This is a genomic window from Tropicibacter sp. S64 (assembly GCF_049803835.1).
Lineage (GTDB): Bacteria > Pseudomonadota > Alphaproteobacteria > Rhodobacterales > Rhodobacteraceae > Pacificoceanicola.
Genome location: NZ_JBNAGK010000018.1, coordinates 1 through 13300, shown reverse-complemented (window position 1 = coordinate 13300; position 13300 = coordinate 1). Strand labels below are relative to the sequence as shown.

Here is a 13300-nt window from a genome sequence, read left to right as displayed (position 1 = left end):
ATCCCCGGCACACTCTGCGCACAGACATCTGACAGGAGCGATGGCCATGCACGGGTATGACACGGGGCGGCTGAACCTGCCCTTCACAGGGATCTGCACCTTTGCGAAGAAGCCCTACGTGGCGGATTGGGAAACCCTTGACGCGGACGTCGCGGTGCTCGGGGCGCCCTTCGATGCGGGCACCCAGTGGCGGGCCGGGGCGCGGTTCGGGCCGCGCGGGGTGCGGGAGGCGTCCACGCTGTTCTCCTTCGGTCATGCGGGGGCGTATGACCACGAGGACGATGTCACTTACCTTGGCGAGGAGGTGCGCATCGTCGACATGGGCGACGCGGATATCGTGCATACGGACACGCTCCGGAGCCACGCGAACATCCGCGCCGGGGTCGAGGCGGCTCTCAGGGCCGGGGCCCTGCCGGTGGTGATCGGCGGGGATCACTCGGTGAACATCCCCTGCATCGAGGCCTATGAAGGGCGTACCCCCTTCCACATCCTCCAGATCGACGCCCACCTCGATTTCGTCGACGAGCGCCACGGGGTGACGCGCGGCCATGGCAACCCGATGCGGCGGGCGGCGGAGAAGCCCTGGGTCAGCGGCCTGACGCAGGTTGGTATCCGCAACGTGTCGAGCACAGCGAAGGAGGGCTACGAGGCAGCGCGGGGCATGGGTTCCGACATCCTTTCGGTCCGGCAGGTGCGCAGGCTGGGCATTCCCGAGACCGCCGCGCGCATCCCGCAGGGCGTGCCGCTCTATATCACCATCGACATCGACGCCTTCTGTCCGTCGATAGCTCCCGGCACCGGAACGCCGAGCCATGGCGGATTTCTCTACTACGAGGTGCTGGAGTTGCTGCAACAAGCCGTGCAGGGCCGCGAGATCGTCGGGATCGACCTTGTGGAGGTGGCCCCGGACTACGACCCCACCGGCTCGACCAGCATCCTTGCGGCGCAACTCCTGATGAACCTGCTTGGATTTGTGTTCCACGCGCGGCGCGCTGCTTCGGGAGTTTGACCCGATGTATCAATTGCGACTATAAGTGCCGCAATTGATACGTACCGGGTTATTCGCATGAATTTGAAACGGCTCCTGTCCGCCGCGCTGCTGGTCGGCGCACTCTCTTCAACCGATCTGGACGCTGCGACCGTCGGCTCGCTCGACGGCTACCGACTTTACGGCGATGCCATCCTCGGCGGCGATTATTCCGGCATGGTCGCCGGCCTGCAAAGTCAGGGGCATGACTTCGCCAGCGCCGCGCGGGACCTCACGCCAGCCTATCTCGACAGCATAGATGTCTTCATGCACGGTCGGGCCGGGGCGCCCGTGAGCCGAACCTACCCGCAGGGCAGCGAGGTGCCGGACCTGCGCCAGTGGGTCAGCGACGGTGGCATCTATGTACAGTTCGGCGGCAATGGCAATTATGCGACGGACCTGAACCGCTGGTCCGGCCTGTTCGGCTTCAACTACATTTCGCAATTCTACTCCGGCGGCAACTGGACCGGCATCGCGCATCCTTTCCTTGCCGGTGTGGCCCCAAGTAGCCTGCTCGGCGCGTCCAGCAGCTCCTATCTCACCTGGAACATGGCGCACCGCGATCTGAACAACCAGCCGCTCAGCATTGATGTCTTCGCCACCGTCGCCGGGCGCGGCGCGGTGCTCGGCGCGCAATACGGACAGGGGTACGTGGTTTTCTTCAGCGACGAAAACCCGGTCTGGGGCAGCACCCCGAACGCCTCTGCGATGACTTTCCTGAACAATGTCCTGAACAGCGTCGTCGCCCCGGTTCCCCTGCCCGCGTCCCTGCCCATGCTGGTGATGGCGTTCGGAGCGCTCGCGGCTCTGCGACGCAGAGCGGTCAGCGGCTGAGCAGCCTGCCGCAAATTGCCGCCGAGTGCGCCGGTTCCCCTTGTCGTCACGCCCGCGTCACTGTCTTCTGGCAGCGAGCAGCAAGACAAGACAAACAGGAATCACGCCATGGCCCTGCCCCTCGCCGGATTGACCGTTCTTGACCTGACCCATGTGCTGGCCGGGCCCTATTGCTCCATGACTCTCGCGGACATGGGCGCGAAGGTGATCAAGGTCGAGCGCCCGGGTGGCGGCGACGACACCCGCGCCTTCCCGCCGTTCAAGGACGGCAAGAGCGCCTATTTCGCCGCCATCAACCACGGCAAGAAGAGCATCGCACTGGACCTGAAGAACGAGGAGGATCGCGGCATCTTCGAGGTGCTGCTGGCGCGGTCCGACGTGATCCTAGAGAACTACCGCCCCGGGGTGATGGAGCGCATGGGCTATGGCTGGGAAGACCTGCACGGGCGTTTTCCCCGGCTGATCTACGGCGCGGTCTCCGGGTTCGGCCACACCGGCCCGGACGCCAAACGCCCGGCCTATGACATGGTCGTTCAGGCCCGGGGGGGCGTGATGAGCATCACCGGCGAAAAAGGCCGCGACCCGGTGCGCGTGGGCGCCTCCATCGGCGACATCGTGGCGGGGATGTTCCTCGCGCAGGGGGTCCTGGCGGCGCTTTACGACCGGGAAAAGACCGGCAGGGGACGCAAGGTGGACGTGGCGATGCTGGACAGCCAGTTGGCCATCCTCGAACACGCGGTGGCCATCACCACGGTGACCGGGAAGGCCCCGCTGCCCTCCGGTGCCCGGCATCCGTCGATCACGCCGTTCGAGACCTTCCACGCCTCGGACGGGCTCTTCGTCATTGCTGCGGGCAATGACAAGCTGTTCGAAAAGCTCTGCGTGGCGCTGAACCTGCCGCTGATCGGCGATGAGCGCTTTGCCACCAACCCGGAGCGGTGCAAGAATGCCCGTCTGCTGAAACGGCTGATCGAGGCGGTGACCATTGACAACACCCGCGCCCACTGGATCGCGAAACTGACCGCAGCGGGTATCCCGACGGGGCCGATCCAGACCGTCGACCAGGTGATGAAGGACCCGCAGATCCTGGCGCGGAACATGGTGGTGGACATCCTGGACAAGAACGGACGCGCGGCCTACAAGGCGGCGGGCAACCCGATCAAGCTGTCCGACGCCCCGGACCCGACCACCCGTGGCCCGGCGCCCGACCTCGACGGCAACCGGGGTGAAATCCTGCGATGGCTTGGCAAGGAATGACCGGGCTGTGACCCGGCGGCTGTCACTCCGACGAAGCCGGCCACCGTCCTTGGGCAACCTCAAGCGGCGACCGCATCCCCTGCGTCGATCGCCTCACCGCCGCGCCCGGAAGCCTTGCCGCCGAAGGCCATTCCAAAGGCCGCATAAAGCGCGTCGCGCGGTGCGCCTTCGGGCCACATGTCGAGATAGACCTCGTCCAGATGCTCGCGGAAAATCCGTACGGTGTCGCTGCGCGGGCCATTGCGCCAGAACCACATGGCGTAGAAATTCGCTTGCGGCTGGCCACCCGCGTGCCGGATGTCCTCGTCCATCGCCTGATCGAACCGCTCGCCCGTGTAGCCCGGCACGTCCAGCAGCGAGATACAGGGCCAGACCGAAAGCATGATCCGCGCGTAAATCGCGCTGCCGTAATCCTGCTCCGTCATCCGCACCGCCCGGTCCGCCACCGCGCCCACCTCCTCTTCCGAGCCGTACCAGCCCGGCAGCATGTGGTGCGCGTGTTCCTCCCAGAGCGCCAGATTGGCCGGATCGGCCTTCAACACGCCCTCCCATCGCCGCCGCAATTCACGCCCAGCCTCCTCAAAGTCATGTGCCAGCGCGCAGTGATACCACGCCTGCGCCAGCAGCGGCGATTGTGTTGGGTCGCGCCCGGTGTCGAGGATCAGCCCTTCCGCCTCCGCGCTCCACTGGTAGAACCGCGCCATGCCGTCCTCCGTCTGCGTCCGGCCGTAGAATTGCCCGTGTGCGATCCACGCCGCGCGGGTCAGCGCATGGCACAGGAGCACCGTCAGCATCGGCACATGCGGGTTGGTGATAGCGATCGTGCGGATCTTTTCGAGTTCCGCGTCGACTTTCCCGAAATCCTCCGCCATCGGCACATCCGGCAGGTCTGCCCCTGCGTCAAGCAAAGGCTCGATGAGGTGATCGGCGGCATAATCATGCGCCTTGATGCCATAGCCCACATCGAACGGCTCCCGCTCGATCTCGCGCAAGGTCTTGCCGAGGCGCACCCAGTCCCGCGCGTCCCACGCGTCCTCCAACATCTGGTCGATGCGCAGGGAGGCCGCGCTGTCTTCCGGAACGTCGCGCGTCGGAATATCGAAGGCCGCACGGCCCTTTTTGGCCAGCGCCCCGTCCGTGTATGACCGCCAGAAACCGCTGAGAAAAGCCCGCCCCAGCCTGAACAGGAAAGGCCCCGCCACGATCAACACCGCATAGCGCGCCACGCTGCCTGCGTTTTCGAGAATGAATGTCAGCGCTTCGCTCATCGCTCCGCTCCTGCGTGTTGCCAGCGTTTTCAGTATCCTCCGGGATGAATAAGGCGTGGTTAAGAAGGATTTCCGGCACGGATGGCGCGATTTGGCCGCGATATGACGCGTGCGCACTTCCCATTCCCGCGCCCTTGGCTATGGTCCGGCCAAACGCGCGAGACATGACATGACTGCAAAAGACCCCCTCGTCATATTCACCCCGTCCGGAAAACGCGGGCGCTTTCCGCTCGGCACGCCGGTGCTGACCGCCGCACGGCAGCTTGGCGTCGACCTGGACAGCGTCTGCGGCGGGCGCGGCATCTGCTCGAAGTGCCAGATCACGCCGGCGTTCGGCGATTTCCCCAAACATGGCGTGACCGTTTCCGACACGGCATTGTCCGAATGGAACAGCGTCGAGCAACGCTACCAGGACAAGCGCGGGTTGAAGGCGGGTCGCCGTCTGGGGTGTCAGGCCACCGTGCAAGGCGACGTGGTCATCGACGTGCCACCCGAAAGCCAGGTGCATCGGCAGGTTGTCCGCAAGGCGGCCTCCGCCCGGGTCATCGAGATGGACCCGGCGACGCGGCTCTATTATGTCGAGGTGCAGGAACCGGACATGCACGAGCCGACCGGCGATCTCGAACGGCTGCGCAAGGCCTTGAAATCGCAATGGGATATCGACGACGTGACGGCAGATTTCCCGATCTTGCGCAGGCTTCAGCCAGTCCTGCGCAAGGGCAATTGGAGCGTTACCGTGGCCCTCTGGAAAGGCGACGACCGCCCGCCCCGCATCACCGCGCTCTGGCCGGGGCTGCATGAGGGAGGCCTCTTTGGCCTCGCCATCGACCTCGGCTCCACCACCATCGCGGCACATCTGACGAACCTTGAAACAGGCGAGGTCACCGCCTCCTCGGGCATCATGAACCCGCAGATCCGCTTCGGCGAGGACCTGATGAGCCGGGTCAGCTATGCCATGATGAACCCCGGCGGCGATCTGGAAATGACGCGAGCCGTGCGCGAGGCGCTGAACACTCTGGCGGTGGAAATCGCGAAGGACGCGGAGATCGATCCGTCGCTCATCGTCGAAGCGGTGTTTGTCTGCAACCCGGTCATGCATCACCTGCTGCTCGGCATCGACCCGGTGGAACTGGGGCAAGCGCCATTTGCGCTGGCCACATCCAACGCGGTGGCGATGAACGCGGCGAACCTAGACCTCGCGGCCCTGCCCGCTTCGGCCCAGGTCTACGTCCTGCCCTGCATCGCCGGGCACGTGGGTGCCGACGCCGCCGCCGTGGCCCTGTCGGAAGAACCTGGCAAGAGCGAGGACCTCGCGCTGATCGTCGATGTGGGCACCAACGCGGAGATCCTGCTCGGCGACAAGACCCGCGTTCTGGCCTGCTCTTCGCCCACCGGACCGGCGTTCGAGGGCGCCCAGATCAGCTCTGGTCAACGCGCCGCACCGGGGGCAATCGAAGCGATCCGCATTGATCCCGTGTCAAAAGATGCACGATTCCGGGTCATCGGCTGCGACAAGTGGTCAGATGAAGACGGATTTTGGGAAGAAACTGCGCAAACCGGCATCACCGGCATTTGCGGCTCTGGCATCATCGAGGCCGTGGCGGAAATGCGTCTCGCCGGGCTTCTGGATCCCAAGGGGCTGATTGGCTCCGCCGAACAGACCGGCACGGAACGCTGCACTCCCGAGGGACGCACCCACGCCTACCTGATTCACGACGGCACCGCTGAAGGCGGCCCGCGCATCACCGTCACCCAAGGCGACATCCGCGCGATACAATTGGCCAAGTCTGCGCTTTACGCCGGGGCCCGCCTGTTGATGGACGAGCGCGGTGTGGACAAGGTCGACCGCGTGGTGCTAGCGGGCGCGTTCGGCGCGCATATCTCGCCCCTGCACGCCATGGTGCTCGGCATGATCCCCGACGTGCCGCTGGACAAGGTCACCAGTGCCGGAAATGCCGCCGGAACCGGCGCGCGCATCGCGCTGTGCAACGTCGGCGCCCGACGCGAAATCGAGCGGGTCGTGCGCGAGATCACCAAGGTCGAAACCGCCATCGAACCGCGCTTCCAGGAGCACTTCGTCAACGCCAATGCGATCCCGCACGCCACCGATCCCTTCCCGGAACTGCACTCTATCGCGACCTTGCCGGACGTCAGCTTCAATACCGGCGGGGGTGAAGGCGGCGGGCGGCGTCGACGCCGGGGCTGAGCGAATTTTGCGAAACGACGCGCAAAGGCTCTTGCACGGCTCAGGTGCCGCGGATAGACAATCGTCCTGCGAGCGCGGGTATGGTGAAAAGGTATCACGGCAGCTTCCCAAGCTTTAGTTACGGGTTCGATTCCCGTTACCCGCTCAAATCGTTCGCGAAACACCCGATTTCATACCTGAATTGACCACCGCGCACGCAGATGATGCACGGACTTGCGGATTTCGTGCCGAATTTGACCTCCGCGTGGTGCATCCGACAGGCTCGTGAGCATTGCTTCGGACGGCGTCCCCTTCCGCGACCACGACAGTCCGCGTAGCACAGTCTGGGCGGCTTCGGGCAGAAGGACCGGTATGTCCATCCCGGCAATCTCCGCCCAGACCCCGGCCCAGCAACGCGCGACGGACCACGGATTGTATCCCCCGCCGCCGGACACGATCAGCCGCGGCGACAGGGATCGAAGGCCGCGCACCGTGGCGCGATGGCAGAGATTGGAGAGCGACAGACGCGACAGCGGATCCTCGGCAACCGCATCTGCGCCGCATTGGAGAAAGATCGCTTCCGGCCGGAACGCCTCGACCAGCGGCAGGATCAATTCACCGAGAACGAACAGGAATTCGTCATCGTTGAAATCCTTTGGCACCGGCAGGTTGATTGCCGCACCACCCGCATCGTCATCCAGCCCACCGGTGAAAGGCCAACGCTGTGCTTCATGCACCGAGATCAGCCGGACCCGCTCCGACCCAACGAAAGCCGCCTCGACCCCATCGCCGTGGTGCGCGTCGATGTCGACATAGGCGACGCGGGAAAGACCCATGGCGAGCAGGCGCCTGATCGTCAGGACCGGCTCGTTGAGATAACAGAAACCTGCTGCGCGATCGGCGAAACCGTGATGGGTCCCGCCGCCGGGATTATAGGCCATGCCGCCCGAGGCCACACGATCCGCCGCCAAAAGCCCGCCGCCGACCGCCGTGGCGGGACGTCGAAACATCTCGGGGAAGACCGGGTTCGACAGCGTGCCAAGACCGTGCCGCTCGCGGACCGCGTCACTGACCGCTCCGTCGCTTTCTGCACGGATCAGGGCATCGAGGTAAGTTTCGGTATGAAATTGGGCCAATGCCGCACGTTTTGCCCGGGGTGATGTCTGGTATACGCCATCTGGCAGCCATCCGAGGGCCCGACACAAATCCGTGACCGCAGGCACCCGCTCGATGGACAGCGGATGCAGGCGTCCGTAGCTGGAGCCGCGGTAGATGCGCGAGCCGATGAAAATCGGCGCGCTCATCGCCCGGGATGCCGTGTCGAAAGCAGCAGAGACGTTTCCGAGGTCGAGACTCCGTCGAATCGCCGGATGCGGTCGAGCACCTGGTCCAGAGCCTCGAGGCTGGCCGCGCCCAGTTCCACGATCACATCCCAACGCCCGTTGGTCGAATGCACCGCACGTGCCTCGGGCAGTCCGAGGATCTGGCGTTTGATCCGGTCTGCCCCCCGCCCCTCGATCCCGATCATCATCAGCGCCCGCACCGCGTCGGCGCTGAGATCGTCTTTCAGCACAACGGAAAACCCGACGATCACCCCGGCGCTGCGCAGTCGCTCGATGCGGGTGCGCACCGTGGTGCGTGACAGCCCCAGTTGCACCGCAAGATCGGACAGAGCGGCGCGGGCGTCGAAGCGCAGTGCCGCGATCAGCCGGTGATCCACGTCATCCAGTTCGGCCATTTCTCCCTCCGTTTCGGCAAACATACTCTCGTTTCGGGCAAAATGAACCCTTAATTCCTGCGCGTTTTGCACAGACACTATCACAGACAACGCGAAAACAGGATCACAACATGACACTGGACATCCTTCTGATCGGAGCCCCCGTCGACAGCGGCAAGACCCGCAAGGGCTGCCTCATGGGCCCCGACGCCTATCGCATTGCCCGCCTGCCGGAAGCGCTGCGCGACCTCGGTCATACGGCCCATGACCTCGGCAACGTGACACCGGACGCCTGCGATCTGACGGACGATCACCTGCACGAGCTGGGCCTGACCGTCGGTTGGACTGGGGCTTTGAGCCGGGCCGCGGAGGCTGCCATGACCAGGGGCCTGCCGATCTTCATGGGGGGCGACCATGCGCTCAGCCTTGGCACGGTGCATGGCGTCGCAGCCCATGCGGCGAGGCAGGGTCGCCCACAGTTCGTTCTCTGGCTGGACGCGCACAGCGATTTCCACACGCCCAAGACAACGGAATCCGGTAATTTGCACGGCACGCCGCTGGCCTATGTCACAGGTCGTGCAGGATTCGACCAATTTCCGCCCGTAAATGACCCGATCCCGGAGGAAAACCTCTGCATCCTTGGCCTGCGGTCGGTCGACGGGGCGGAGCGCGGTGCGCTGGAAGCCTCGAAAGTGCACCGCTTCGACATGCGGGCGATCGACGAATTCGGCGTGACGGCCCTGCTCAAACCCTTCCTGAAGCGCGTGGAGGAGGCCAACGGCATGCTGCACGTCTCGCTCGACGTGGATTTCCTCGACCCGGCCGCCGCCCCCGCAGTGGGCACCACGGTGCCGGGTGGCGCCACCGTCCGGGAGGCGCATCTCGTCATGGAAATGATCCACGACAGCGGCCTGATGACATCCATGGACCTCGTGGAACTCAACCCGATGCTCGACGAGCGCGGCCGCACGGCGCAGCTGATGGTCGACCTCTGCGCCTCCGGACTGGGCCGAAAGGTCTTTGACCGACCGACGCCGCGCAGCCTCTGACCCTTAGAAAGGACACCGCCATGATGCCCTCCGACAAGGCCCTCGTGCCGTTCGTTTCCGTCGATCACATGATGCAGCTGATCCATCGCGTCGGCCTGCCGCAGATGCTGACCGGGATCGCTTGTGCCATCGAAGACGATTTCCGCCGCTGGGAGCAGTTCGACAAGACGCCCCGCGTCGCCGCCCACTCCGATGTCGGGGTGATCGAGTTGATGCCCACCGCGGATGAGACTCATTACGCCTTCAAATACGTCAACGGACATCCGAAGAACACGCGTGAAGGCCTGCAGACGGTCACGGCGTTTGGCCTGCTGGCGGATATGCACACCGGCTATCCGATCCTGCTGTCGGAAATGACCCTGCTGACCGCGCTCAGGACCGCCGCCATGTCGGCGCTTGCCGCGCAACATCTGGCGCCGAAAGGCTCGAAGGTCATGGCGATGATCGGCAATGGTGCGCAATCCGAGTTCCAGTGCCTCGCCATGCAGACCATGCTCGGGATCGAGGAGGTCCGTCTCTACGACACCGATCCGGGGGCAACGGCAAAATGTGCCGCGAACCTTGCAGGGACCGGCCTTCGCGTGATCGCCTGCAAAAGCGCCGAGGAGGCAATCGAGGGAGCGCAGATCCTGACCACCTGCACCGCGGACAAGAAGAACGCGACGATCCTGTCGGGCAACATGGTCGGCCCCGGCGTGCACATCAACGCCATCGGCGGCGACTGCCCGGGCAAGACGGAGCTGGCGCCGGAGATTCTGACCCGCGCCGACGTCTTCGTCGAATACCCCGAGCAGACCCGAATCGAAGGCGAGATCCAGCAGATGCCGGGTGATTTCCCGGTCACCGAGTTCTGGCAGGTGCTGACCGGAGCGGCCGAAGGGCGCAGGGACGCGGCGCAGATCACGCTGTTCGACAGTGTCGGCTTTGCCATCGAGGACTTCAGCGCCCTGCGGTTCGTGCGCGAAAAGGCGCTGGAGACAGGGATGATGGTGGCGCTGGACCTGCTTGCGGACCCGGATGACCCGCGCGACCTGTTCGGCATGCTGACCCGTTCGGCCAGCGTCCAGGCGGCATAAACCTGAGCGAAATCAGGCATAAACCAAAGGCATAGATACGCAAACCGGCGGGTAAAGCCGCCGGTTTGTGCCGGAAGACGAATGGCAGGACACGGCGGACCGGATGCAGGTTGGCTTCAGTCACGGACACCCCGTCCGGACCGCAACCCAATCAGGAGTTCCCCCATGACCCGCATTCTGACCGCCTCGATCCTCGCCCTGTCCCTCGGCGCCGGTGCCGCCTTCGCGTCCACCGACCTGAGCGTGGAACAGCAGGACGCCCTTCGCGCCAAGCTGACCGAAGAGGGCTATGAAGTCCGCAAGATCGACAGCGAAGACGGCATGATCGAAGTCTACGCGCTGAAGGATGGCGCTCGCGTCGAGCTGTATCTCGACGCCGACTTCAACGTGGTGCGCATCAAGAACTGAGTCTGACGCCGGACCCGGGGTCCCGGTTGCCTGTCACAGTCCCGCACGGTCACCCCCTCGTGCGTGACAGGCTTCTGGCGGGGCACTCTGCCCCGCCACCCTCTCCCACAGTCATGCCAAGGAGCGACACCATGACGGACCACCGCATCTGGGATCCGCTCGTGCGGATCTTTCACTGGAGCCTCGTCGGGCTCTTTGCCGCCAATGCCCTGTTCACCGACGCCGAGAGCGATCTGCACGAAATCATCGGCTACACCATCGCCGGGCTGCTCGCCTTCCGGCTGGTTTGGGGGATCATCGGGCCCTGGACCGCGCGGTTCGCCAGTTTCTGGCCCACCCGATCCGGCATCTTCGGACAAATGGCCGATATGGCGGCGGGCCGGCGCAGGGCGCATCGCGGCCATACCCCGCTGGGCGGGCTTATGATCTTCAACCTGCTTCTGAGCATCGCCGGAATAGCGCTGACCGGCTACATGATGACCACCAATACCTTCTGGGGTGTCGACTGGGTCGAGCAAACCCATGAAGCCCTCGTCACCTGGACCGAGATCAGCGTCGTGATGCATGTCGCTGCAGTGATCTGGGAAAGCCGCCGCACCGGCGTCAACTTGCCGCGTGCCATGGTCACGGGTGTCAAACGTCTGCCCGAAGGCGTAACCTTCGAGTCATGACTGCCGAACCGGACAACAAGATGCTTGGCCTCGCGATTCTCATCGCGGGCCAGCTGCTTTGCGCGATCGTCTTTCTGTCTGATGTCGCCGTAGACGGGTTCGAACTGTCCTGGCCGCCGTTCAATCACCCGCATTTCATCATCGAAGCCTGTGCCGCGCTGGGGTTGTTGGCCGGTGTGGCGGTTGAGATCCGCGTCTTCGTCCGGCTGCTGCGGCGCAAGGCCCATCTCGAGGCGCAACTCTCCGTGGCGGCAGGCGCCTTTCATGACATCATGGAGGCCCGGTTTCGCGGCTGGTCGCTGACCCCGTCAGAGGCGGACGTGGCCACCTTCACGCTCAAGGGCATGAGCATCGCCGAGATTGCCACCCTGCGTGGCACGGCGGAGGGCACGGTCAAGGCGCAGCTTGGCGCGATCTACCGCAAGGCCGGTGTCGGCGGACGCGGCGCGCTCCTCGGTCTCTTCGTCGAGGACCTGATGCAGCCGGGCAATGTGGCGGAAAAAGCCGCGCAGATCGCAGCGGAGGCGTGACAGCCCGCGCCTGCTCTGGCAAAGACGAGGGCAACCCGCCGGAGCCGTCATGACCAATACACTCGCCATCGTCCTCGGAGCGCTGATCCTCGGCGGCCTGGGCGTCGATTATCTGATGTACGGCAGCGAACACCTGCTGTTCCTGGCCAAGAAGATGTTTGACCTGATCGAGTGGCTGGCGTTCTGGCGCTGAGACGCCTCTGTTTCCGATCGCGGCCTTTCCTGTTACACATCCCGGCATAAATCTTGAAAACACACGAGGCTGTGGCGCTCCGGCGTTGACTTTTCGTCGCGGCTTTGATTGTTAGCGTTAACAGCCGCACCGCCACTTGGCACAAAGGGAGAACTCCATGTCAGTCAAGGTTGCCATCAACGGATTTGGCCGCATCGGCCGCAACGTCCTGCGCGCGATCATCGAATCCGGCCGCACCGACATCGAGGTCGTCGCGATCAACGATCTCGGCCCGGTCGAAACCAACGCCCACCTGCTGCAATACGACAGCGTCCATGGCCGCTTCCCGGTCGAGGTGTCCTCCGGCGACGACTGGATCGACGTGGGCCGCGGGCCGATCAAGGTGACCGCGATCCGCAATCCCGCCGAGCTGCCGTGGAGCCACATCGACGTGGTGATGGAGTGCACCGGCATCTTCACCTCCAAGGAGAAGTGCAAGGCGCACCTGGAGAATGGCTCTAAGCGCGTGCTGATTTCCGCCCCCGGCGACGGTGCCGACAAGACCATCGTCTTCGGCGTCAATGACAGCGTGCTGACCAGCGACGACATCGTCGTCTCCAACGCCTCCTGCACCACGAACTGCCTGTCGCCGGTGGCCAAGGTGCTCAACGATACCGTCGGGATCGTGAAAGGCTTCATGACCACGATCCACAGCTACACCGGTGATCAGCCGACGCTGGACACCATGCACAAGGACCTCTACCGCGCCCGCGCGGCCGCGCTCTCGATGATCCCGACGTCCACCGGCGCGGCGAAGGCCGTGGGGCTGGTTCTGCCGGAACTGAACGGCAAGCTCGACGGGGTCGCGATCCGCGTGCCGACGCCGAACGTCTCCGTCGTCGACCTGACCTTCGAGGCGTCCCGCGCGACCACCGTGCAGGAGATCAACGACGCGATCCGCGATGCCGCCGACGGCCCGCTCAAGGGCATCCTCGGCTACACCGACAAGAAACTCGTCAGCTCCGACTTCAACCATGACCCGCATTCGTCGGTCTTCCACACGGACCAGACCAAGGTCATGGACGGCACCATGGTCCGCATCCTGA

The 13300-nt window shown here is 64.6% G+C and carries 14 protein-coding genes and 1 tRNA gene; 12 read left to right on the top strand and 3 right to left on the bottom strand.

Annotation, left to right across the window (positions count from 1 at the left end; translation table 11 throughout):
- The first annotated feature begins 40 nt into the window (after positions 1 to 40).
- From speB to ACP159_RS22735, 3 genes are all read left to right on the top strand, one after another.
- Positions 41 to 1009, top strand: coding sequence for an agmatinase (speB, locus tag ACP159_RS22745; RefSeq protein WP_425102026.1), 969 nt, complete (start codon positions 41 to 43; stop codon positions 1007 to 1009).
- 57 nt (positions 1010 to 1066) lie between these two features.
- Positions 1067 to 1861, top strand: coding sequence for a VPLPA-CTERM sorting domain-containing protein (locus ACP159_RS22740; RefSeq protein WP_425102025.1), 795 nt, complete (start codon positions 1067 to 1069; stop codon positions 1859 to 1861).
- A gap of 108 nt (positions 1862 to 1969) precedes the next feature.
- Positions 1970 to 3118 carry a CaiB/BaiF CoA transferase family protein gene (locus ACP159_RS22735; RefSeq protein ID WP_425102024.1) on the top strand — a complete coding sequence of 383 codons (1149 nt, stop codon included), beginning with the start codon at positions 1970 to 1972 and terminating at the stop codon, positions 3116 to 3118.
- Between the two features lie 59 nt (positions 3119 to 3177).
- Here the strand turns inward: ACP159_RS22735 and ACP159_RS22730 are convergent, their stop codons facing one another.
- Entirely contained in the window at positions 3178 to 4386 is a 1209-nt protein-coding gene (locus ACP159_RS22730; protein ID WP_425102023.1) for a hypothetical protein, read from the bottom strand.
- A 169-nt stretch (positions 4387 to 4555) separates the two neighbouring features.
- Here ACP159_RS22730 and ACP159_RS22725 point away from each other — a divergent pair, with 169 nt between their 5' ends.
- Entirely contained in the window at positions 4556 to 6592 is a 2037-nt protein-coding gene (locus tag ACP159_RS22725; protein WP_425102021.1) for an ASKHA domain-containing protein, read from the top strand.
- 74 nt (positions 6593 to 6666) lie between these two features.
- Positions 6667 to 6737: transfer RNA gene (locus ACP159_RS22720), tRNA-Gly, on the top strand.
- Positions 6738 to 6762: 25 nt separating this feature from the next.
- On the opposite strand, the gene ACP159_RS22715 is transcribed toward ACP159_RS22720, so the two are convergent.
- Positions 6763 to 7875, bottom strand: coding sequence for an acetoin utilization protein AcuC (locus tag ACP159_RS22715; protein ID WP_425102020.1), 1113 nt, complete (start codon positions 7873 to 7875; stop codon positions 6763 to 6765).
- On the bottom strand, positions 7872 to 8300 hold the full coding sequence (locus ACP159_RS22710) for an Lrp/AsnC family transcriptional regulator (protein ID WP_425102094.1): 429 nt from the start codon (positions 8298 to 8300) through the stop codon (positions 7872 to 7874). The genes ACP159_RS22715 and ACP159_RS22710 overlap by 4 nt, the downstream gene beginning before the upstream one ends.
- Positions 8301 to 8419: 119 nt before the next feature.
- Between ACP159_RS22710 and rocF the strand changes: the two genes are divergently transcribed.
- From rocF to gap, 7 genes are all read left to right on the top strand, one after another.
- Entirely contained in the window at positions 8420 to 9337 is a 918-nt protein-coding gene (gene rocF, locus ACP159_RS22705; RefSeq protein WP_425102019.1) for an arginase, read from the top strand.
- Positions 9338 to 9357: 20 nt separating this feature from the next.
- Positions 9358 to 10413, top strand: a complete 1056-nt coding sequence (locus tag ACP159_RS22700; protein ID WP_425102018.1) for an ornithine cyclodeaminase — start codon at positions 9358 to 9360, stop codon at positions 10411 to 10413.
- 165 nt (positions 10414 to 10578) lie between these two features.
- A complete protein-coding gene (locus tag ACP159_RS22695) occupies positions 10579 to 10821 on the top strand; it encodes a PepSY domain-containing protein (protein WP_425102017.1) in 243 nt (80 codons plus the stop codon).
- 131 nt (positions 10822 to 10952) lie between these two features.
- On the top strand, positions 10953 to 11492 hold the full coding sequence (locus tag ACP159_RS22690) for a cytochrome b/b6 domain-containing protein (protein ID WP_425102016.1): 540 nt from the start codon (positions 10953 to 10955) through the stop codon (positions 11490 to 11492).
- Positions 11489 to 12022 (top strand): helix-turn-helix transcriptional regulator, encoded by a 534-nt coding sequence (locus ACP159_RS22685; RefSeq protein WP_425102014.1) that lies wholly within the window; start codon positions 11489 to 11491, stop codon positions 12020 to 12022. The genes ACP159_RS22690 and ACP159_RS22685 overlap by 4 nt, the downstream gene beginning before the upstream one ends.
- Before the next feature lie 49 nt (positions 12023 to 12071).
- Positions 12072 to 12215 (top strand): hypothetical protein, encoded by a 144-nt coding sequence (locus ACP159_RS22680; RefSeq protein ID WP_425102013.1) that lies wholly within the window; start codon positions 12072 to 12074, stop codon positions 12213 to 12215.
- Positions 12216 to 12372: 157 nt separating this feature from the next.
- On the top strand, positions 12373 to 13300 hold a 928-nt coding region (gene gap / locus ACP159_RS22675; RefSeq protein WP_425102012.1), incomplete at its 3' end, for a type I glyceraldehyde-3-phosphate dehydrogenase.

What these genes read in the sequence shown, in the direction of transcription:
- speB (WP_425102026.1), top strand. Translation starts at nt 41, where the DNA reads ATGGCCATGCACGGGTATGACACGGGGCGGCTGAACCTGCCCTTCACA.
- ACP159_RS22740 (WP_425102025.1), top strand. Translation starts at nt 1,067, where the DNA reads ATGAATTTGAAACGGCTCCTGTCCGCCGCGCTGCTGGTCGGCGCACTC.
- ACP159_RS22735 (WP_425102024.1), top strand. Translation starts at nt 1,970, where the DNA reads ATGGCCCTGCCCCTCGCCGGATTGACCGTTCTTGACCTGACCCATGTG.
- ACP159_RS22730 (WP_425102023.1), bottom strand. Translation starts at nt 4,386, where the DNA reads ATGAGCGAAGCGCTGACATTCATTCTCGAAAACGCAGGCAGCGTGGCG.
- ACP159_RS22725 (WP_425102021.1), top strand. Translation starts at nt 4,556, where the DNA reads ATGACTGCAAAAGACCCCCTCGTCATATTCACCCCGTCCGGAAAACGC.
- ACP159_RS22715 (WP_425102020.1), bottom strand. Translation starts at nt 7,875, where the DNA reads ATGAGCGCGCCGATTTTCATCGGCTCGCGCATCTACCGCGGCTCCAGC.
- rocF (WP_425102019.1), top strand. Translation starts at nt 8,420, where the DNA reads ATGACACTGGACATCCTTCTGATCGGAGCCCCCGTCGACAGCGGCAAG.
- ACP159_RS22700 (WP_425102018.1), top strand. Translation starts at nt 9,358, where the DNA reads ATGATGCCCTCCGACAAGGCCCTCGTGCCGTTCGTTTCCGTCGATCAC.
- ACP159_RS22695 (WP_425102017.1), top strand. Translation starts at nt 10,579, where the DNA reads ATGACCCGCATTCTGACCGCCTCGATCCTCGCCCTGTCCCTCGGCGCC.
- ACP159_RS22690 (WP_425102016.1), top strand. Translation starts at nt 10,953, where the DNA reads ATGACGGACCACCGCATCTGGGATCCGCTCGTGCGGATCTTTCACTGG.
- ACP159_RS22685 (WP_425102014.1), top strand. Translation starts at nt 11,489, where the DNA reads ATGACTGCCGAACCGGACAACAAGATGCTTGGCCTCGCGATTCTCATC.
- ACP159_RS22680 (WP_425102013.1), top strand. Translation starts at nt 12,072, where the DNA reads ATGACCAATACACTCGCCATCGTCCTCGGAGCGCTGATCCTCGGCGGC.